The organism is Allobosea sp. Root483D1 (genome assembly GCF_001429505.1).
GTDB lineage: Bacteria > Pseudomonadota > Alphaproteobacteria > Rhizobiales > Beijerinckiaceae > Allobosea.
Genome location: NZ_LMJW01000011.1, coordinates 37,725 through 57,082, shown reverse-complemented (window position 1 = coordinate 57,082; position 19,358 = coordinate 37,725). Strand labels below are relative to the sequence as shown.

General features: G+C 66.9%; 18 protein-coding genes. 11 read left to right on the top strand and 7 right to left on the bottom strand.

Annotation, left to right across the window (positions count from 1 at the left end):
• Positions 1-7 precede the first annotated feature (7 nt).
• Complete coding sequence (locus ASE66_RS10115) at positions 8-1,441, bottom strand: NAD-dependent succinate-semialdehyde dehydrogenase (RefSeq protein ID WP_057189501.1); 1,434 nt, start codon at positions 1,439-1,441, stop codon at positions 8-10.
• 117 nt (positions 1,442-1,558) lie between these two features.
• Between ASE66_RS10115 and ASE66_RS10110 the strand changes: the two genes are divergently transcribed.
• Positions 1,559-2,467: a LysR family transcriptional regulator gene (locus ASE66_RS10110; RefSeq protein ID WP_057189500.1), complete on the top strand. Its 909-nt coding sequence runs from the start codon at positions 1,559-1,561 to the stop codon at positions 2,465-2,467.
• A gap of 26 nt (positions 2,468-2,493) precedes the next feature.
• Here ASE66_RS10110 and ASE66_RS10105 read toward each other — a convergent pair whose 3' ends face one another.
• A complete protein-coding gene (locus ASE66_RS10105) occupies positions 2,494-3,903 on the bottom strand; it encodes a PLP-dependent aminotransferase family protein (protein ID WP_156412093.1) in 1,410 nt (469 codons plus the stop codon).
• Between the two features lie 161 nt (positions 3,904-4,064).
• Here ASE66_RS10105 and ASE66_RS10100 point away from each other — a divergent pair, with 161 nt between their 5' ends.
• The 6 genes from ASE66_RS10100 (at position 4,065) to ASE66_RS10075 (ending at position 11,109) form a co-directional block, all read left to right on the top strand.
• Positions 4,065-5,384 (top strand): hydroxymethylglutaryl-CoA reductase, degradative, encoded by a 1,320-nt coding sequence (locus tag ASE66_RS10100; protein WP_057189498.1) that lies wholly within the window; start codon positions 4,065-4,067, stop codon positions 5,382-5,384.
• A gap of 64 nt (positions 5,385-5,448) precedes the next feature.
• Positions 5,449-6,651, top strand: coding sequence for an ABC transporter substrate-binding protein (locus tag ASE66_RS10095; protein WP_057189497.1), 1,203 nt, complete (start codon positions 5,449-5,451; stop codon positions 6,649-6,651).
• A 172-nt stretch (positions 6,652-6,823) separates the two neighbouring features.
• A complete protein-coding gene (locus ASE66_RS10090; protein ID WP_057189496.1) occupies positions 6,824-7,741 on the top strand; it encodes a branched-chain amino acid ABC transporter permease in 918 nt (305 codons plus the stop codon).
• Positions 7,741-9,534, top strand: a complete 1,794-nt coding sequence (locus ASE66_RS10085) for an ABC transporter permease subunit (protein ID WP_057189495.1) — start codon at positions 7,741-7,743, stop codon at positions 9,532-9,534. The genes ASE66_RS10090 and ASE66_RS10085 overlap by 1 nt, the downstream gene beginning before the upstream one ends.
• Positions 9,531-10,241, top strand: a complete 711-nt coding sequence (locus ASE66_RS10080; protein ID WP_057189494.1) for an ABC transporter ATP-binding protein — start codon at positions 9,531-9,533, stop codon at positions 10,239-10,241. Before ASE66_RS10085 ends, ASE66_RS10080 begins: the two co-directional genes overlap by 4 nt.
• 1 nt (position 10,242) lies before the next feature.
• Positions 10,243-11,109, top strand: coding sequence for a hydroxymethylglutaryl-CoA lyase (locus ASE66_RS10075; RefSeq protein WP_156412092.1), 867 nt, complete (start codon positions 10,243-10,245; stop codon positions 11,107-11,109).
• 51 nt (positions 11,110-11,160) lie between these two features.
• On the opposite strand, the gene ASE66_RS32030 is transcribed toward ASE66_RS10075, so the two are convergent.
• Together ASE66_RS32030 and ASE66_RS10070 are read right to left on the bottom strand one after the other, a co-directional pair.
• Positions 11,161-11,313 carry a hypothetical protein gene (locus ASE66_RS32030; protein ID WP_200964573.1) on the bottom strand — a complete coding sequence of 51 codons (153 nt, stop codon included), beginning with the start codon at positions 11,311-11,313 and terminating at the stop codon, positions 11,161-11,163.
• Positions 11,314-11,345: 32 nt separating this feature from the next.
• The gene (locus tag ASE66_RS10070) at positions 11,346-12,236 is read right to left on the bottom strand and encodes a LysR family transcriptional regulator (protein WP_057189492.1); all 891 of its coding nucleotides are present in this window, start codon (positions 12,234-12,236) and stop codon (positions 11,346-11,348) included.
• Positions 12,237-12,347: 111 nt separating this feature from the next.
• Between ASE66_RS10070 and ASE66_RS10065 the strand changes: the two genes are divergently transcribed.
• The 4 genes from ASE66_RS10065 to ASE66_RS10050 are packed head-to-tail and all read left to right on the top strand — an operon-like array spanning position 12,348 to position 15,177.
• Complete coding sequence (locus ASE66_RS10065; protein WP_244494859.1) at positions 12,348-13,004, top strand: HD domain-containing protein; 657 nt, start codon at positions 12,348-12,350, stop codon at positions 13,002-13,004.
• Between the two features lie 10 nt (positions 13,005-13,014).
• Positions 13,015-13,692, top strand: a complete 678-nt coding sequence (locus ASE66_RS10060; protein WP_057189490.1) for an amino acid ABC transporter permease — start codon at positions 13,015-13,017, stop codon at positions 13,690-13,692.
• Positions 13,693-13,702: 10 nt separating this feature from the next.
• Positions 13,703-14,341 carry an amino acid ABC transporter permease gene (locus ASE66_RS10055; protein WP_057189489.1) on the top strand — a complete coding sequence of 213 codons (639 nt, stop codon included), beginning with the start codon at positions 13,703-13,705 and terminating at the stop codon, positions 14,339-14,341.
• A 38-nt stretch (positions 14,342-14,379) separates the two neighbouring features.
• Positions 14,380-15,177 carry a transporter substrate-binding domain-containing protein gene (locus tag ASE66_RS10050; protein WP_057189488.1) on the top strand — a complete coding sequence of 266 codons (798 nt, stop codon included), beginning with the start codon at positions 14,380-14,382 and terminating at the stop codon, positions 15,175-15,177.
• Between the two features lie 312 nt (positions 15,178-15,489).
• Here ASE66_RS10050 and frc read toward each other — a convergent pair whose 3' ends face one another.
• The 3 genes from frc to ASE66_RS10035 all read right to left on the bottom strand — a co-directional run bounded on the left by frc (position 15,490) and on the right by ASE66_RS10035 (position 19,262).
• Positions 15,490-16,764 carry a formyl-CoA transferase gene (gene frc / locus ASE66_RS10045; RefSeq protein WP_057189487.1) on the bottom strand — a complete coding sequence of 425 codons (1,275 nt, stop codon included), beginning with the start codon at positions 16,762-16,764 and terminating at the stop codon, positions 15,490-15,492.
• 12 nt (positions 16,765-16,776) lie between these two features.
• A complete protein-coding gene (gene oxc, locus ASE66_RS10040) occupies positions 16,777-18,513 on the bottom strand; it encodes an oxalyl-CoA decarboxylase (protein ID WP_057189486.1) in 1,737 nt (578 codons plus the stop codon).
• 62 nt (positions 18,514-18,575) lie between these two features.
• Positions 18,576-19,262 (bottom strand): GntR family transcriptional regulator, encoded by a 687-nt coding sequence (locus ASE66_RS10035; protein ID WP_057189485.1) that lies wholly within the window; start codon positions 19,260-19,262, stop codon positions 18,576-18,578.
• Between the last annotated feature and the right edge of the window lie 96 nt (positions 19,263-19,358).

Below are 19,358 nucleotides of genomic sequence, written 5' to 3'. Positions count from 1 at the left end.
TCGCTGGCTAGATCGCCATGCGGTGCGAGACGGTCTTGATGACCGTATAATGCGCCAACCCCTCGGCGCCCCCCTCGCGGCCATAGCCGCTATCCTTGACGCCGCCGAAGGGCGTCTCGGCCACCGAGGCCTCTAGTGTGTTGATCGAGACGTTGCCCGCCTCGATCCCGTCGGCGATGCGGTCGGCATTGCTTGCCGAGTGTGTGAAGGCATAAGCCGCCAGGCCAAAGGGCAAGGAATTCGCCTTCTCGATCGCCTCGTCGAGCGACGAGACCGGGCTGATCAGGGCGAGCGGTCCGAACGGCTCCTCGCGCATGGCGCGGGCCTCGTCCGGCACGTCGGCCAGCACGGTGACCGGGAAAAAATAGCCGCGATTGCCGATGCGCTCGCCGCCGGCCAGCACGCGCGCGCCCTTGGCCTTGGCGTCGGCGACCAGCGTCTCCATCGCCTCGATGCGGCGATGATTGGCGAGCGGGCCCATCTGCGTCGCAGCGTCGAGACCGTTGCCGACGACGACCGAGCGCGCCTTCTCGGCGAAGGTCCTGGCGAAAGCCTCGTAGATCGGCTTCTGGACGAAGAAGCGCGTCGGCGAGGTGCAGACCTGGCCGGTATTGCGGGACTTGCGGATCGCCGAGGTTGTTGCCGCCGCGACCGGATCGACATCGTCGCAGACGATCACCGGGGCATGGCCACCGAGCTCCATCAGCACCGGTTTCATATGGTCGGCGGCGATCCGGGTCAGATGCTTGCCGACCGCCGTCGAGCCGGTGAAGGCGATCAGCCGGGTCTGCTCCTGCGGGATCAGATATTGCGAGATCTCGGCCGGGATGCCGAAGACCAGGTTGAACACGCCGGGCGGCAGGCCGGCATCGTGCAGAGCGCGAGCGATGTGCATGGCGCCGGCAGGCGTCTCCTCCGCCGCCTTCAGGATGATCGAGCAGCCGGCCGCCAGCGCACCGGCGATCTTGCGCGCCGGCTGGCTCATCGGGAAGTTCCAGGGCGAGAACGCCGCAACCATGCCGATCGGCTGGTGCATCACGACGTATTTGATGCCGGGCTCGCTCGGGATGACCCGGCCATAGGTGCGCTGGCCTTCGGCCGCGTCCCATTCGAAGAACTCGCAGCCGCGGATTACCTCGAGCTGCGCCTGGGCGAAGGGCTTCCCATGCTCGAGCGTGATCGCATAGGCGATCTCGTCGATGCGGGCTCGCATCAGCGCCGCCGCCTTGAGCATGATCTCGCCACGGGCGCGCGGCGAGGTCCGGCTCCAGATCCTGAATCCGTCCTTGGCCGCCGCCAGCGCGTCATCGAGATCGGCGCGCGTCGCCACAGGGACGGCCCCGATCACATTCTCATCGGCCGGATTGAGCACCGGCAGGCTGTCGGACGTCTTGCGCCAGGCGCCGCCGATATAGAGCTGCAGGTCGGGATAGGCGGTCATGAAGAGCCTCGAACGAAGCGGCCAGCGGCGCGATGTCGAGGTATGATGTCCGGAGCCTGGATCATATGGAATTCAGCTTATTTGTCTTAATTCAGATGATCTGATTATAAATTGGCCATGGCAGTCACATTGCGACAGATCCAGGCCTTCCTCGCCGTCGCCGAGCTCGGCACCTTCACCAAGGCGGCGGAGCGTCTGCATATGGCGCAGCCGGCGCTGTCGCAATTGGTGCGCGAGCTGGAACACGCGCTCGGGATCCGCCTGTTCGACCGTACCACCCGCCGGGTCGAGCTGACCGAGGGCGGCCGGGAGTTCCAGGGCGCCTGCGCCAAGATCGTCCACGATCTCGACCTCGCCATCCAGAACGCCAACGACCTCGCCGAACGCCGGCGCGGCCGGATCACCGTCGCCGCCCCGCCGCTGCTGGCGGCGGCGATCCTGCCCGAGGCGATCGCGGAGATGCGCGAGCGCTTTCCCGGCGTGCAGATCGCGGTCCTCGATGCTCGCACCGACACGATCATCGAGGCTGTCAGGACGAGCCGGGCCGATTGCGGGCTCGGAACATTCGCCGCCGTCGAGGACGGCATCGAGCGCATCCCGATGGCGCGCGATCATCTCATGCTGTTCTGCAGTCCGGGCAGCCGTTTCGCCGGCACGACCGTCGACTGGCGAGAATTGCAAAGCGAGCCGTTGATCACCTTGACGCGCGACAGCGGCATCCGGCTTCTGGTCGAGGTCGCCTATGAGACGGTCGGCATCCCGCTCGTGCCGGCCTATGAGGTCTCGCAGATCACCACCGCCCTGGCCCTGGTCGAGGCCCGTCTCGGCGTCGCAGTGCTCCCGACCTATGCGCGGGCCGCCGCGCCGCATCGCCGGATCCTTGCCCGGCCACTGTCAAACCCGGCGATCGCGCGCGACATCGTCATGATCAGGCCCGGCGGCCGCTCGATCTCGCCGGCGCTGGCGACGTTCGAGACGGTGCTGCGGCGCCATGTCCGCCGCCTCACGCCAGCCGACATCGACTGAATTCAGCGTCGCCGAAGCTCCCACTGCTAGGAAGCGCTCGCCAGCTCGGCCTGGAGGAAGGCCATGAAGGCGGGATCGTCGGCATAGGCGACGTTCACCCGCATGCCCGCGGAGCGCTCGGTGGGGTCGAGATGCTGGCGCTCCGGCAGGAAGACCGTGCCGGGCGCGATAAAGATGCCCTGCTCCGAAGCGCGCCGCGCCAGCGCGAGGTCGTCGAGGCCGGGCGGCAGTCCGACCCAGAGGTAATAGCCGCCGCCCTGGCGTGAAAAGATCGGCAGGCCGAGACGCTCCAGACCGCCGAAGGCAGTGCGCGTCGCCTTGCCGATGCGTTCCTTAAGGCGCTTGAGATGGTGGCGGTACTGGCCGCTGGCGATCAGGTCGCTGACCAGCCGCTCCAGATAGCCGGAAGAGTTGACCACGGTCAGCATCTTCATGTCGCCGAGCGAGCGGGCGAGTGCCGGGCTTGCGGCGACGTAGCCGATCCGCAGGCTGGCCGAGAGCGTCTTCGAGAAAGTGCCGAGATAGATCACGCGCTCGAGCTGATCGAGCGCGGCGAGCCGCGGTGCACTCGCCGGCATCACATCGGCAAAGGGATCGTCTTCGACGATGGTGAGATCGTGCTGGGCGGCGATCTGTAAAAGGCGATGGGCGATCGGCAGCGCGATCGAGCCGCCGGTCGGGTTATGCGCCAGCGACTGGGTGAAGAAGACCTTCGGCCGGTGCCGCGCGATCTGCGCGGCGAGATCGTCGAGGTCCGGCCCGTCGGCTAAGCGCCTGACGCCGGCGATCTCGATCCGCGCCAGCTTCAGCTTGCCGAACAGCGGGTAATAGCCGGGGCTGTCGACCAGGACGGTGTCGCCGGGCTGTAGCAGCTGGCGGATGATCAGGTCGAGCGCGTGGTTGGCGCCGAAGGTGAGCAGGATCTGCGCCGGTGAAACCTGGATCGAGCGCTCGGCCAGCATCAGCCCGATCTGGGCGCGCAATGGCGCGTAGCCGACAGGATCGCCATAGCCGTGCTCGACCGGCAGGTCGCCCTTGCCGGCGCGCAGGCGCAGATGCCGTCCGAGCTCGGAATCCTCCATCCAGGAGCGTGGCGGGCGGCCGTCGCCGACGCGCACGGGATGGACCTGGCAGAGCTGCTCGCGCAGCAGCGAGACGATGTCGATCGCCTCGCTCATATGCGGCGGCGGCGCCTCGCTCGGCCGCTGTCCGGGCGCGCGGACATAGAAGCCGGCGCCGCGACGGGCTTCGAGCCGGCCGCTGGCGACCAGCCGGTCATAAACCTCGACCATGGTATTCTTGGAGACGCCGTATTCGCCGGCGGCCAACCGCAGCGAGGCCATGCGCCGCCCCGGCTGGAGCAGCCCCTCGTCGATCATCCGGCCGATCCGGGTGACGATCGCGCCGGTGCGGTTGCTGTCGGCCTGCTCGTCCATCGAACCTCGCATCTGTACCAGTCGGGGCACTGGTACAGAGAATGGGACATTGCGGAAATTGTGCCTTGCCGCTCTCCGGCGATTGTCCGAGCTTGTCAACCGAAGAAGCGCCGACGCCGATCGCGCGGCGCAAAAGAAACCCCGGCTGGGGAGGAAACGACATGACGACGGCCGAGGCGCAAAGCGCCGCCGGGCGCGGGGTGAACTCGCGCATCGAGAACTACCGCAATCTGAGCTGCGCCGAGCGGCTGGAACAGGCCGTCGCGGCGGCCGGGCTCTCCGATGCCGACCGCGCCTTGCTGGCGCAGCCCGGCGCGCTGCCGCTCAATCTCGCCAACGGCATGATCGAGAACGTCGTCGGCACCTTCGAATTGCCGCTCGGCATCGCCACCAACTTCACCGTCAACGGCAAGGATTACTTGATCCCGATGGCGGTGGAGGAGCCCTCCGTCGTCGCCGCCGCCTCCTATATGGCCCGCATCGCCCGGGGCTCAGGCGGCTTCCGCACCTCGAGCGACCGGCCGATCATGCGGGCGCAGGTCCAGCTGCTCGGCATCGGCGATCCCGAGGGCGCCCGCCACAAGCTGCTGGCGGCGCGGGCCGAAATCGTCGCCGCGGCCAATGCCAGGGACAAGGTTCTGATCTCGCTCGGCGGCGGCTGCCAGGGCATCGAGGTCCATGTCTTCCCGCAGACGCCGCGCGGGCCGATCGTCGTCATGCACCTGCTGGTCGATGTCCGCGACGCCATGGGCGCCAACACCGTCAACACCATGGCCGAGACGGTGGCGCCGATCGTCGAGCGCATCACCGGCGGCACGGTGCGCCTGCGCATCCTCTCGAACCTCGCCGATCTCCGCCTGGCGCGCGCCAGCGTCACCATTCCCGAGGCGGCGCTGGCGACCAAGGAGTTCTCCGGCCGCCGCATGATCGACGGCATGCTCGACGCCTACACCTTCGCCGCGATCGACCCGTACCGCGCCACCACCCACAACAAGGGCATCATGAACGGCATCGACCCCGTCGTGGTCGCGACCGGCAATGACTGGCGCGCCATCGAGGCCGGCGCCCATGCCTATGCCGCGCGCAGCGGCCGCTACACCTCGCTGACGACCTGGGAGGAGGATCGGGACGGCAATCTCGTCGGCTCGATCGAGCTGCCGATGGCGCTCGGCCTCGTCGGCGGCGCGACCAAGACCCATCCGCTGGCGCAATGGTCGCTGCGACTGCTCGGGGTCCAGACGGCGCAGGAGCTGGCCGAGGTCACCGTCGCGGTCGGGCTCGCCCAGAACATGGCGGCGCTCCGGGCGCTGGCGACCGAAGGCATACAGCGTGGCCACATGGCGTTGCATGCCCGCAATATCGCCATCGTCGCCGGGGCCGAGGGCGCCGAGATCGAGGCGATCGCCGCCGAGCTCGCCCGCAGCCACGACGTCCGCGTCGACCGAGCGCGCGAACTGCTGGCGGAGCGGCGCAAAGGCTGACACTGCCCCATTTCAACTCTCACCACAGAACCGCAGCAAGCGGACGACAACCGGAGGAACGTTCATGGACAATCGCATCACCCGCCGCACGCTCAGTGCCCTGCTGGTCTCGGCCGGCATGGCGCTGTCGCTGCCGGCTTACGCACAGAACGAGATCAAGATCGGCTACAATGCCGACCAGTCGGCCTCGGGCGCGGCCGAGCTCGGCCTCTCCGGCCTCTATGGCTTCCAGGCTGCGATCGAGGATTTGAACGCACAGGGCGGCGTCCTCGGCCGCAAGCTCGTCGGCGTCGTCCGCGACGATGCCGGCGCGCCACCGAAGTCGATCCAGAACATGAACGAGCTGATCGACAACGAGAAGGTCGCGGCCGTGGTCGGCCCGACCAATTCCGGCAATGCGCTCGCCTGGCTGCACATCCCGCAGCAGAAGAAGGTGCCGGTGATCTCGCATGTCGCGACCGCGACCGACATCACCGCCCGCTATGCCAAGGAGCCGCAGAACTACATCTTCCGGGTGTCGATGGTCGATCGCGAGCAGCTTGCCTTGCTTGCCGCCTATGCGGTCAAGGCCTCGAAGACCAAGAACGTCGCGATCATCGCCGACACCACCGGCTATGGCCAGGCCGCGACCAAGGACCTGCAGGAGATCCTGGCCCTGCACGGGATCAAGCCGGTCGGCATCGAGAAGTTCGGGCCGAAGGACACCGACATGACCTCGCAGCTCGCCAAGCTGAAGGCGGCCGGCGCCGACATGATCATCACCGGCTCGCTGGCGGACGCGACCGCGCAGGTGCTGAAGAGCATGGAGAAGATGGACTATTACCCCGGCCTGCTCTCGACCTGGGGCTCGATCAACACGCCGCTGGTCAACATCGCCGGGCCCAAGCTCGCCGAGAAGACGATCTTCGCGGCCTCGACCACCGAGGACGCCAGCGATCGCGCCGCAGCGCTGCACAAGCGCCTCGTCGCCAAGCACCCGAACATGCCGGCCTTCGTCTCGGCCGCACAGGGCTATGACGCGGTGATGCTGATCGCCGCGGCGATCAAGCAGGCCGAAGGCACGGACGGCCCGAAGCTGCAGCAGGCGCTCGAGAATCTCGGCAAGGTTCAGGGCATCATCAAGGCCTATGACAAGCCCTTCAGCAAGGAGCAGCACGAAGCGCTCGGCGTCGCCGACTTCCACTTGGCGCAGTGGAAGGACGGCCGCGTGGTCAAGCTCGACGATCCGGTGGTCAAGGGGCTGACGGCGGCGGATCTGAAGCGCTGAGGACCAGCGAAAGAAGCAGACTGGTCATCCCGGCCGGAGCGTAGCGTAGAGCCGGGATCCATGCCTGAACGGTTCCGGCATGGATCCCGGGTCGAGCTGCGCTCGCCCGGGATGACGACGTGATTTCAGATCACAGGGTTCGGCGTCGGCACAGCAGGCCCGCGGAGAGACGATGACGGCAATCCTTCAGGCTTTGGCCAGCGGTCTGGCGCTCGGCGCGATCTACGGGCTGATCGCGCTCGGCTTCAACATCACCTACGCCACGACCAAGACCTTCAATTTCGGCCAGGGCGCCTTCCTTGTTCCCGGCAGCCTGGTCGGCGTTTCGCTCCTGCTGCTGGCGGCGGGCAAACCGCATTTCGGCAATCTCACCCAGGTCGAGATGACGATGACGGCCTATATGCTGGCGACGCTCGCCAGTGTCGTCGTGGTCGGGGCGATCGGCATCGCGCTCTACTACTGCGCAATCAAGCCTTTCGTCGGTGCGGGCGGGCTGAACTGGGTGCTGAGCACGATCGGCTTCGGCATCATCATGCAGAACACCGCGCTGGCTATCTGGGGCCCGGCCTCGATCGCCGTGCCCTCGCCGCTCGGCAGCGAGGTCTGGCGCATCGCCGGGGCCGGCATCCGCCCCCAGGAAGTCCTGATCGCGGTCGTCGCGGTCGCCGTCATGATCGGGCTCGACATCGTCCTGCGCAAGACGCGCTTCGGCAAGGCGCTCCGGGCCGTAGCCTTCAACCCGCAAGCGGCGGCGATTGTCGGCATCAATGTCGAGTCGATCGTGATCGCCGCCTTCGTGATCTCCTCGGCCTTGGCCGGGCTCGCCGGCATCCTGATCGCGCCGATCACCACGGCCTCGGTCTTCATCGGGCTCGGCGTTGCCCTGAAGGCGTTCTCGGCCGCGATCGTCGGCGGTTTGACCAGCCCGCGCGGCTGTATGCTCGGCGGCTTCCTGCTCGGCGTGGTCGAGGCGCTGGTCGGGCTCTGGCGCGCCGAAATGCGCGAGATCACCATCTTCCTGCTGATCATCATCGTGCTGGTCGTTCGGCCCGGCGGATTGATGGGCGCGCGCAGCGTGGAGAAGATCTGATGCCTGCGCCCGCCCACGCCATCGGGCTGGCGGCGCTGGTCGCAGCCCTCGCACTCGTGCCCTATCTCGGCTTCAACGATTTCTACCTGCAGATCCTGTTCACGATCGGGGTGAACTATCTCGCCGCCGCCGGCCTGAACGTGCTCGTCGGCTATGCCGGCCAGAAATCGCTCGGCCATGCCGGGCTCTTCGCCGTCGGCGCCTATACGGCGGCGATCGCCAATATCGAATGGGGCCTCTCCCCCTGGCTCTCGCTGGTGCTGGCCTGCGGCTTCGGCGCGGTCTTCGGCCTCGTCATCGCCATGCCGTCGGTGCGCGTCTCCGGGCCGAGCCTCGCCATGGTGACGATCGGCTTCGGCATCGTCGTCGAGAAGATCGTCACGGAGTGGACCGACATCTTCAAGGGCCAAGCCGGCTTCTACGGCATCAGTGCGCCCTCGATCGCCGGCACGAGCTTCACCAACCTGCACTGGGTCTGGTTCGTCGGCGCGCTCTGTATCGCGACCCATCTGATGTTGCGCTCGCTGCTTGCCGGCCGCTATGGCCGCGCCTTCCTGGCGGTGCAGATGGCCGAGCCGGCGGCGCAATCGGTCGGCATCTCCGTAGTGCGAGCCAAGACGCTGGCCTTCGTCATCTCGGCGGTGACCTGCGCGCTCGCCGGCGCCGTGGTCGCGCAGCAGAACCAGTATTTCAACTCCGACTTCATCACCTTCAACCTGTCGATCTTCCTGCTGGTCGTGGTGATCTTCGGTGGCTCGGGCTCGCTCTACGGGCCGCTCTTCGGCGCGGTGATCCTGACCCTGCTCGACGCCTGGCTGGCGCGCTGGCCGGCGCTGCAGCATTTCAGCTATGGCGCGCTCCTGCTGTTCTCGCTCTATCTGATGCCGAACGGCATTGCCGGTGCTGTCTCCGGCCTCGCGGCGCGCTGGCGGCCGCGTAAGGCGTCGCCGCCAAGCGTCGCCGGCCATAGCACGCTGTCCGCGACCGCGACGGCTCCCGCGGGTGGCGAACTCCTCGTCGTCAAGGACCTCTACAAGGCCTATGGCGGCATCGTGCCGGTGCGGAACGTCTCCTTCGCTATCACTGCCGGCAAGGTCCATGCGCTGATCGGGCCGAACGGCGCCGGCAAGACGACGCTGCTCAATCTGCTCTCCGGCCATGTCGCGCCGGGCAGCGGTTCGATCCGCTTCGAGGGCCAGGAGATCGCCGGCTGCCCGTCGCATCGCGTCGCCTCGCTCGGCATCGCCCGCACCTTCCAGAACCTCAAACTGTTCGGCGAGCTCTCGGCCCTCGACAATGTCCTGCTCGGTGCGCACCGGCATGTCGAGACCGGCTTTGCCGCCTCGCTGCTCGGCCTGCCCTCGAGTCGAGGCGCCGAAGCGACGGCGCGGGCCGATGCGCTGGCGCTGCTCGCCGATCTCGGCCTTGGCGAGCGCGCCCATGAGCCGGCCAAGAGCCTGCCCTACGGCCTGCAGCGACGGCTCGAGATCGCCCGGGCGCTGGCCTCGCGACCCAAGCTACTCTTGCTCGACGAGCCGGCGGCGGGCCTGAACCCGCAGGAGACGCATGAGCTCGGCGAGGTCATCCGGCGCATCCAGCAGGCCGGCGTCACCGTACTGCTGATCGAGCACCACATGGACCTGGTCATGGGCATCTCGCAGCATGTGCTGGTGCTCGACTATGGCGCGCTGATCGCCGAGGGACAGCCGGAGGCGATCCGCCGCGATCCCAAGGTCGTCACCGCCTATCTCGGCGCCGACGAGGATGCCGCCCTGACCGGAGACGCCGCATGACCGTGCTCGCGATCGAAGGGCTCAAGGTCCGCTACGGCGCGGTCGAGGCGCTGAAGGGCATCTCGCTAGAGGTCGGACAGGGCGAGGTCGTCACGCTGATCGGCGGCAACGGCGCCGGCAAGTCGACGCTGATGCGGGCGATCGGCGGGCTGGTGAAGGTCGCCGCCGGAACGATCCGCTTCGAGGGCCGCGACATCACCGGCATCCGGGGCCATGACTGCGTTCGCCTCGGCATCGCCCATTCGCCGGAAGGGCGGATGGTCTTCGGCGACCAGAGCGTGCGCGACAATCTCGTGCTCGGCGCTTATGCCCGCCGCGACGAGGATGGCATCGCCGCCGATATCGAGCGCTATTTTAGCGTCTTCCCGCGCCTCGCCGAACGCCAGGACCAGCTCGCCGGGACGCTCTCGGGCGGCGAGCAGCAGATGCTGGCGATCGCTCGCGCCTTGATGGCGCGGCCCAAGCTCCTGCTGCTCGACGAGCCTTCGCTCGGCCTGGCGCCGCTGATCGTGCGCGAGGTCTTCTCGGTGATCCGCCGGCTGCGCGAGGAGGGCATGACGATCCTCCTGGTCGAGCAGATGGCAAACCAGGCGCTCGCCATCGCCGACCGCGCCTATGTCATCGAGACCGGCACGATCACGCTAGCCGGCACTGGCGCCGAGCTGCTGCGCGACGAGCGCGTCCGCTCGGCCTATCTCGGCGCCTGAGATGGCCGGCGACAGCGTCATCATTGTCGAGGTCGGCCCGCGCGATGGGCTGCAGAACGAGAAGGTTCAGGTCGCGACGCAGGACAAGCTCGCATTGATCGGCCAGCTCGCCGACGCCGGCCTCTCCCACATCGAGGCGACGGCCTTTGTCTCGCCGCGCTGGGTGCCGCAGATGGCCGACCACGACGCGGTGATGCGCGGCGCGGGCCGCCGACCGGGTGTGACCTATTCGGCCCTGGTCCCCAATGAGAAGGGGGCAGAAGCGGCGCTCGCTGCTGGCGCACGGGCGCTCGCCGTGTTCACCGCGGCGTCCGAGAGCTTCTGCCGGAAGAACACCAATTGCTCGATCGCGGAGAGCATCGAACGCTTCCGGTCGGTGATGGTGCTGGCGGAACGTGCCGGCGTGCCGGTCAGGGGCTATGTCTCCTGCGCGCTCGATTGCCCTTATGAGGGAGAGGTCACTCCCGAAGCAGTCGCAGCAGTCGCGGCGGACCTGCTCGCGCTCGGCTGCAATGAGATCGCCCTGTCCGATACGCTCGGGCGCGGCACACCGGAGCGGACCGCGGCCATGGTCGAGGCGGCGTTGCGGCGGGCGCCGGCGACGATGCTGGCCGGGCATTTCCACGACACTTCGGGCCGAGCCATCGCCAACGTCGCAGCCGCCTGGGAGCTGGGCTTGCGCGTCTTCGACGGCTCGGTCAGCGGATTGGGCGGCTGCCCCTATGCGCCCGGCGCAGCCGGCAATCTCGCAACGGAACGGCTCGTCGCGCATTTCGAGACCAAGGGCATTGCGACCGGCATCGACCGCGCTCGCCTGGACGCGGTGGCCGAATGGATCGCAGCGCGCACGGCCTCGGGCGCGCAATAGCAGCGTAGTTGCGGCGGGGCGGCCTGAAATCCACCCCGTCGCAGGATCGCGTCAGGCGACGAGGAAGCCGGCGTCGACCGGGTCCTCGCGGTTGATCGTCCAGCACGCGGTGCCGAGCAGGCAGCCCTCGAAGCTGCCGAGTCCGATCAGCCCGTCATTGACAAGGCCGTCGCGCCCGAGAGCACGATCAGACGGGCGAAGCATTGATCCGTGGCCTGGCCAGCTGAAAATCGTCGTCAGTCACAAAGGGCATGCCGGCCGACCACATTCCGGATGGCGTCCGTCGCGACGGGAATGACCGGGTCGAGAACGCCGACGGGGACGCCGATGAAGATGTCCTGCGGAGCCACGGGCTCGATCTCGCTCAAAACGCACAGCGCCCCTGACCGGATGGCCGCCTCGACCAGCTTGACCGGCATCACGCCGATGCCGGCGCCGGCCGTCACCAGCCCCACGATCGCAGGCATGCTGTTGCAGATGCTGAGTGTCGGCATGTCGATCCCGGCATTGCGGAACCATTCGGCAATGATCGTGCCGACATTCGACGGCGGCGGCGTCGAGAAGATGCGCTGGCGCGACAAAGCCCGGGCATCGCCGACGACGCTGCGATAGCGCGGCGTCGCGATCCAGGCGACGTTCAACGTACCCAGGCGGATGTAGCGTAGGCCGGCCACGCTCGGCGGGGTCGAGACGACGGCGATATCGAGTTCGCCTGCGTCGAGCTTCATCGTCAGGCTGTGGCTGAGGTCGACCACAACCGAGACGGCGAGGTTCGGATGCCGTTCGGACAAGTCCTGGAGCAGATCGGGCAGGCAGATCGCCGCGAAGGCGTCCATCACGCCGAGCCGCAGCACGCCGCTCACCGGACTGTCGCGCCCGAGATGCTCCTGCATCTCCTGCATCAGCCCAACGAGCCGTTCGGCATAGGCGAAGACCGCCTGGCCCTGCGGCGTCAGGCGCACCGGCTGGTCGCTGCGGACCAGGAGCGGGCGGGCGATCTGGCGCTCCAGCTCCTTGACCCGGTAGGTCACGGTCGGCTGCGTCACGTTGAGGCGCCTCGCCGTCGCATGGAAGCTGCGCAGCCTGGCCACCCAATAGAAGGCCTCGATCAATTTCAGGCTCGTCATCGGTGATCCGATACAATGGCTCTATCAGCCTAGTCGCATTTTCGATTGGAAACCAGGAAAGGGCTCGGCTTAGGCTCCGCTCCCAGCCGAGCCTAACAGCCGAGGTTTTTTGTGCCGACCCTGCCTGAAGCGGAATTGAACAACGTCTCGCCCGAGGTTCGTGCGAGCATCCTGGAGGACCTGCCGGAGATCCTCGGCATCCGTGACGAGGCCCTGCGCGAGGCCGTCATCCGCGCCTGGGCGCTGTCGCTGCGCGATTCCTCCTTCACCCGTATCTCCGATATGCCGGGCGAGGGGGCGCCCAACCATTTCGTGCTGCACGAGGGTTCGCAGGAACTGCATCTGCGCGGCGTCGCCAAGCTCGCCATGGCGACCGTCGACGAATTCACCTCGACCTTCCCGCAGGTCCGGATCGACCGCGATCTCGTGCTGGCAGGCGCGCTCTGCCACGACATCGGCAAGTGCTGGGAATGCGACCCGGTCAACCTTGCCCGCTGGCAGGAGCGCCCCGACCGGGCCGGTTATCCCTCGCTCCGCCATTCGGTCTACGGAGCCCATATCTGCCTGGCGGCCGGGCTGCCGGAAACGATCGCGCATATCGCGCTCGGCCATTCGATGGAGGGGCAGCACATCAAGGTCAGCACCGAATGCATGATCGTGCGCTGGGCCGACAATTCCTGGTGGTACAGCGCAGCGGCGCTCGGGCTCTGCCGCGCCGACAGCCTCTCTGCCGCCGGGCCGATGATGACCCCGCGCCCCCTGCCATGACTGTGGTGCGATGACCGGCTATTCGCTCACCTTCGGGCCTGTCATCGAGCGCTGGCCCCTCCTCGTGGACGGGCTCGTGCTGACGATCGTGCTGACGCTGGTCGGCATGTTCCTCGGCACCGGCGCAGGCCTCCTCATCGCGCTGGCGCGGCGGTCGGCGCATTGGCCATTGCGTTGGCTCGCCCGTGGTTATGTCGAGATCTTCCGCAACACGCCGCTGCTGGTCCAGCTCTTCATCGTCTATCTCGGGTTGCCCTCGCTGGGCATCCGCTTCTCGCCCGTCGCGGCGGCCTGTGTCGCGCTGGTGCTGAACAACGCCGCCTACACCAGCGAGATCATCCGCGCCGGGCTCGCCGCGACGCCGCGCGGCCAGGTCGAGGCGGCCAAGAGCCTGGCGCTTCGCCCTTGGCAGATCCTGGCCTTCATCGTGCTTCCGCCGGCGCTGGCGCGCGTCTATCCAGCGCTCGTCAGCCAGAACGTGCTGCTGATGCTGTCGACCGGCATCACCTCGACCATCGGCGCGCAGGAGCTGACCGCTGTCGTCTCCGACATCAATTCCGACACCTTCCGCAGCATCGAAGCCTTCTCGGTGGCGGCGGGCCTCTACCTCGTCCTCAACTACCTGCAGCGGCTGCTGCTCTGGCTGCTGGGGCTGAGGCTGTTCCGCGGCAGCCGGGTCTGGGCCTGAACCATGCAGTATCGGTGTCAACGAGCTGACCTATATCGTCCTGGCACTGCGCTGGACCCTGCTCCTGTCGCTGCTGGCGCTCGCCGGCGGCGCGGCGTTCGGCGCGCTGCTCACCGGGCTCGGTCTCAGCCGCAGCAAGCTCGTGCGGCGCGGCCAGATGCTGTTCGTGCAGTTCGTCCAGGGCACGCCGCTGCTGATCCTGCTGCTGATCGCCTATTTCGGACTCAGCGCCGCCGGCCTCGACATCGGTGCGCTCCTGTCCAGCGCGCTGGCGCTGACGCTGTATGCGGGCTCCTATTTCTCGACGATCTGGCTCGCCGCCATCCGCGCGGTGCCGCCGGGCCAGTGGGAAGGCGCCTCTGCGCTCGGTTTGTCGCGCTGGTTGAGGATGCGCCTGGTGGTCCTGCCGCAGGCGCTGCGGACCGCGCTGGCCCCGAGCTGCGGCTTCGTCGTCCAGGTCATCAAGAACACCTCGCTCGCATCGATCGTCGGCTTCATCGAATTGACCCGCGCCGGACAGATCGTCAGCAACGCGACCTTCCAGCCGCTGCTCGCCTTCGGCGTGGTCGCTGCCGCCTATTTCGTGATGTGCCTGCCCTTCACGCTGCTGTCCGATTGGCTGGAGCAGCGACAGGCCCGCCTCCACTGAAACCGCGACCCATCCACAGCAGAAGAGGGGACAAGACGATGACGACGAGATTCGGAACCTGGTTGCGAGGCCTGGCGGCGACACTTCCGCTGCTGCTGCTCGGCGCCACCGCCCAAGCCCAGACGCTCGATGCTGTGCTCAAGCGCGGCAAGGTGCTGGTCGGCGTCAATACGGCCTCGCCGCCCTTCGGCACGACCAATGCCGAGATGATGCCGGATGGCTACGATGTCGAGATCGCCAAGATGCTGGCCAAGGATCTGGGCGTGCAGCTCGAGATCGTGCCGGTCACCAACGAGAACCGCATCCCGACCCTGCTCACCGGCAAGGCGGACGTCATCGCCTCGACCCTCCAGATCACGCCGGAGCGCGCCAAGTCGGTGCTCTTCACCGCGCCCTACGGCATGCATGAATCAATGGTGATAGGCCCGCCGGAGCTGAAGGTGTCGCAGCTCGCCGATCTCGCCGGCAAGCGCGTTGGCGTCTCGCGCGGCTCGGCCTACGCCAACCTGATCGCGCAGGCCAACATCCCCGGCCTGCAACTCGTCCAGTTCGCCGACGACAGCGCCAATCTCACTGCGCTGGTCGCTGGCCAGGTCGATGCCGCCGGCACCGTCTCCTATCTCGCCTCGGAACTGAACAAGCGCTATCCCGACAAGAAGTTCGAGCGGAAGGTCACGCTGACCAGCAATGTCTACGCCATGGGCGTGCGCCGCGGCGATTTCGACTTCCAGCGCTGGGTCGACACCTTCCTGTTCGTGAACATCCTGAACGGCAGCATCCCCAAGGCTTACGAGAAGTGGATGGGCGGCGCCTGGAAGCCGCTCCCGGCGTTCTGAGACGCATCTCAAGACCCCAGATGGTACGGCTGAAGAACCGTGCCGTCTGGTTGAATTCGCCAACCACGAAGGGGGCCTCAACTGACGTGCTCCCCGTTTTACTTACATTCCTTGCGCGTCAGTCGGCAGCTGTGCTCGCGATCCTGGTCGAGATCGATCGCGCATCCCAGGCGAGAACGTGTTCGTCGTCCTGCTCGTCATGGCCCCCTCCCCTCAGGAGTGGCGCCTCTTCGAAACACGCGGCGGTTCCAAGAAAGATGGCGCCTCGTTGCCGAGGCGCCATCCCAAGAGATCACCGACGCTTTGGAAAAGTTACTCCGCCGCCGCCCGCGTCACTGCGCCGGTAGCGCCCGATTCGGTGATCGCCGCGATGCGGCCCTCATCGAACTTCAGCACGTCGCGCAGCACTTCCTCGGTATGCTCGCCGAGCAGCGGCGAGCGCCTGACCTCGGACGGGCTGTTGGACAACTTGATCGGGTTGCCGACCGAGAGGTACTTGCCGCGCGTGGGATGGTCGACCTCGACCACGGTGCCCGTCTCACGCAGCGATTTCTCCTCGGCGATCTCCTTCATCGAGAGGATCGGCCCGCACGGGATGTCGTACTCGTTGAGGATGTCCATGGCCTCGAACTTGGTCTTGGTCATGGTCCATTGCTCGATCCGCCCGAAGATCTCGTTCAGCCTGGGCAGGCGCGCCGGCGGCTTGGCGTAGTTCGGATCGGTCTTCCAGGTCGGCTCGCCGATGACATCGCAGATCTTCTCCCAGACCGGGGCCTGGGTGATGAAATAGATGTAGGCGTTGGGATCGTTCTCCCAGCCCTTGCATTTCAGGATGCGGCCCGGCTGGCCGCCGCCGGAATCATTGCCGGCGCGCGGCACCGCGTCGCCAAAGGGCAGGCCTTCGCCGAACTGGCTGTATTCCTTGAGGGGGCCGTGACCGAGGCGCTGCTGGTCGCGCAGCTTGACGCGGCAGAGATTGAGCACGCCGTCCTGCATCGCACAATCGACCTTCTGGCCGAGGCCGGAATGGGTGCGGTGGTAGAGCGCCGTGACGATGCCGAGCGCCAGATGCAGCCCGGTGCCGGAATCGCCGATCTGCGCGCCGGTCACCAATGGCAGCCCATCGCGGAAACCGGTGGTCGAGGCCGCGCCGCCGGCACATTGCGCGACGTTCTCGTAGACCTTGCAGTCCTCGTAAGGTCCCGCGCCGAAGCCCTTGATCGAGGCGACGATCATGCGCGGATTGACCTCGTGGACCTTCGCCCAGGTCAGGCCCATGCGGTCGAGCACGCCGGGGGCGAAATTCTCGACCATGACATCGCAGACCTTCACCATCTCCCAGAGCACTTCCATGCCCCTCGGGTTCTTGGTGTCGAGCGTGATCGAGCGCTTGTTGTGGTTCAGCATCGTGAAATAGAGGCTGTCGGCATCCGGCACGTCGCAGAGCTGGCCGCGCGTGATGTCGCCGGTACCCGGACGCTCGACCTTGATCACGTCGGCGCCGAACCAGGCGAGGAGCTGCGTGCAGGTCGGCCCCGACTGGACATGGGTGAAGTCGAGAATCTTGACGCCTTCGAGCGCTTTCATTGGATCCCTCCCTTACTTCTTCTTGAGTGCGCTTTGCGGATTGAGGTTGCCGATGCGGCCGCTTTCGCTGCCGGCGGTCGGATCGATCACCGCGTTGATCAACGTCGGTTTGCCGCTGTCCATCGCCGCATTGACGGCGCGCTTCAGCTCATCGGGCGACGTCGCGTTGACGCCAACGCCGCCGAACGCCTCCATCATGCGGTCGTAGCGCGCATCCTTGACGAACACGGTCGTGGCCGGGTCGTCGCCGGCGCTGTTGACGTCGGTACCGCGATAGATGCCGTTGTTGTTGAAGATGACGATGCAGATCGGCAGGTCGTACCGGCAGATCGTCTCGACCTCCATGCCGGAGAAGCCGAAGGCTGAATCGCCCTCGACGGCGAGCACGGGCTTGCCGGTCTCGACGGCGGCGGCGACGGCGTAGCCCATGCCGATGCCCATCACGCCCCAGGTGCCGACGTCGAGGCGCTTGCGCGGCTGATGCATGTCGATGACGCCGCGGGCGAGATCGAGCGTGTTGGCGCCCTCATTGATGAGGATGGCGTCAGGCCGCTCCTTGATGATCGTGCGCAGCACGCCGAGCGCGCCGTGATAGTCCATCGGCACGTTGTTGTTCATCAGGCGCGGCGCCATCTTGGCGATGTTCTCGTCGCGCTTCTTGGCGACGGACGCAGTCCAGTCGGCTGGCGCCGCGGGCCATCCACCGCCCATGCCCGCGAGCAGTGCGGACACGCAGGAGCCGATGTCGCCGACGACGGGCGCGACGATCTCGACGTTGGAGTCCATCTCCTTCGGCTCGATGTCGATCTGGATGAACTGCTTTGGTGCGTCGCCCCAGCTCTTGCCCTTGCCGTGCGAGAGCAGCCAGTTGAGGCGCGCGCCGATCAGCATGACGACGTCGGAATCCTTCAGCACCGTCGAACGCGCCGCGCCGGCGCATTGCGGGTGGAGATCCGGCAGCAGGCCCTTGGCCATGCTCATCGGCAGGAAGGGAACGCCGCTCTTCTCCACGAATTGGCGGATCGCGTCATCGGCCTGGGCATAGGCGGCGCCCTTGCCGAGAATGATCAGCGGTCGCTTCGCGCCCTTCAGCACGTCGAGCGCGCGCTGGATCGAGTCCGGCGCCGGAAGCTGCGCCGGTGCGGCGTCGATCACCTTGACCAGCGACTTCCGGCCCGCCTCGGCGTCCATCACCTGGCCGAACAGCTTGGCCGGCAGGTCGAGGTAGACGCCGCCGGGCCGGCCGGAGACCGCGGCGCGGATCGCGCGCGCAAGGCCAATGCCGATATCCTGGGCGTGCAGGACGCGGAACGCCGCCTTGCAGAGCGGCTTGGCGACGGCGAGCTGGTCCATCTCCTCGTAGTCGCCCTGCTGCAGGTCGACGATCTCACGCTCCGACGAACCCGAGATCAGGATCATCGGAAAGCAGTTCGTGGTCGCGTGAGCGAGCGCGGTCAGGCCATTGAGGAAGCCGGGCGCCGAAACGGTAAGGCAGATGCCGGGCTTCTTGGTGAGGAAGCCGGCGATCGAAGCGGCGTAGCCGGCGTTCTGCTCGTGGCGGAACGAGAGCACGCGGATGCCCGCTGCCTGCGCCATGCGGCCGAAATCGGTGATCGGGATGCCCGGCACGCCATAGATCGTGTCGAGCTCGTTGAGCTTCAGCGCGTCGATGATGAGGTTGAAGCCGTCGGTCAGCTCGCGCTCGGTTTCGGGCGCGGCAGAAGAGATGCTTTGTACAACTGCGGACATCCCGCTTTCTCCCTAGTCAATTGTTTCTTCTTGGCGGTTCTTGTTGTTTATCTTGGTCCTGCTCAGTCGAGCTGGACGAACTGTTCGACGTGTTGCCTCAGCTTGAGCGTGTGCTCGCGGACGAGCCGCTCGGCGCGCTCGCCATTGCGCGTTTCCAACGCCTCGACGATCTCCTTGTGATCGACGATGGAACGGCGGGCCCGGTCTCTCTCGAAGATCGTGCGCTGGCGGATGGCGCGCACATGCGTGAACAATCCGGTGGTGATCTCGGTGATGAGCTTGCAGCCGGAGAGCGCGACGATCGCCGCGTGGAAGCGGATATTGGCGTCCGAGTACTCGCCCAGATGCTCTTCGATGTCGGCGCTGTCGAAGGTGTCGACGAGATTGTGCAGCCCGGCGATATCGGCATCGGAGGCGACTTCGGTGGCAAGGCGGGCGGCCATGCTTTCGAGCGCGGCCCAGACCGTGATCATCTCGAGGATCTCGGCTTTGGTCTTGCGCACGATGAAGATGCCGCGGCGCGGCGCGATCCTGACCAGCCCCTCCTGCTCGAGCTGAGCGAGGGCCTCGCGCAACGGCGTGCGGCTGACACCGAACTGAAGCGACAGCGCGCGCTCGTCGAGCCGAAGCTCGGCGCCCGCGTCGTAGATCTTCATCGTCCCGATCGCGACCTTCAGCGCCTCATAGGTGCGGCTCTTGAGGCTCTGAACCTCCTCGATCGGCTGAATTTCAAGCTGTGCCTTGACCATTGCGAAATCGATACCCGTGTTGCCTTGCCGAACGCTACCGGCGCGCAGCGTGCGCTTCGGTAGCGGTGGTTTCTGGCATACCATATAATGAAAGAA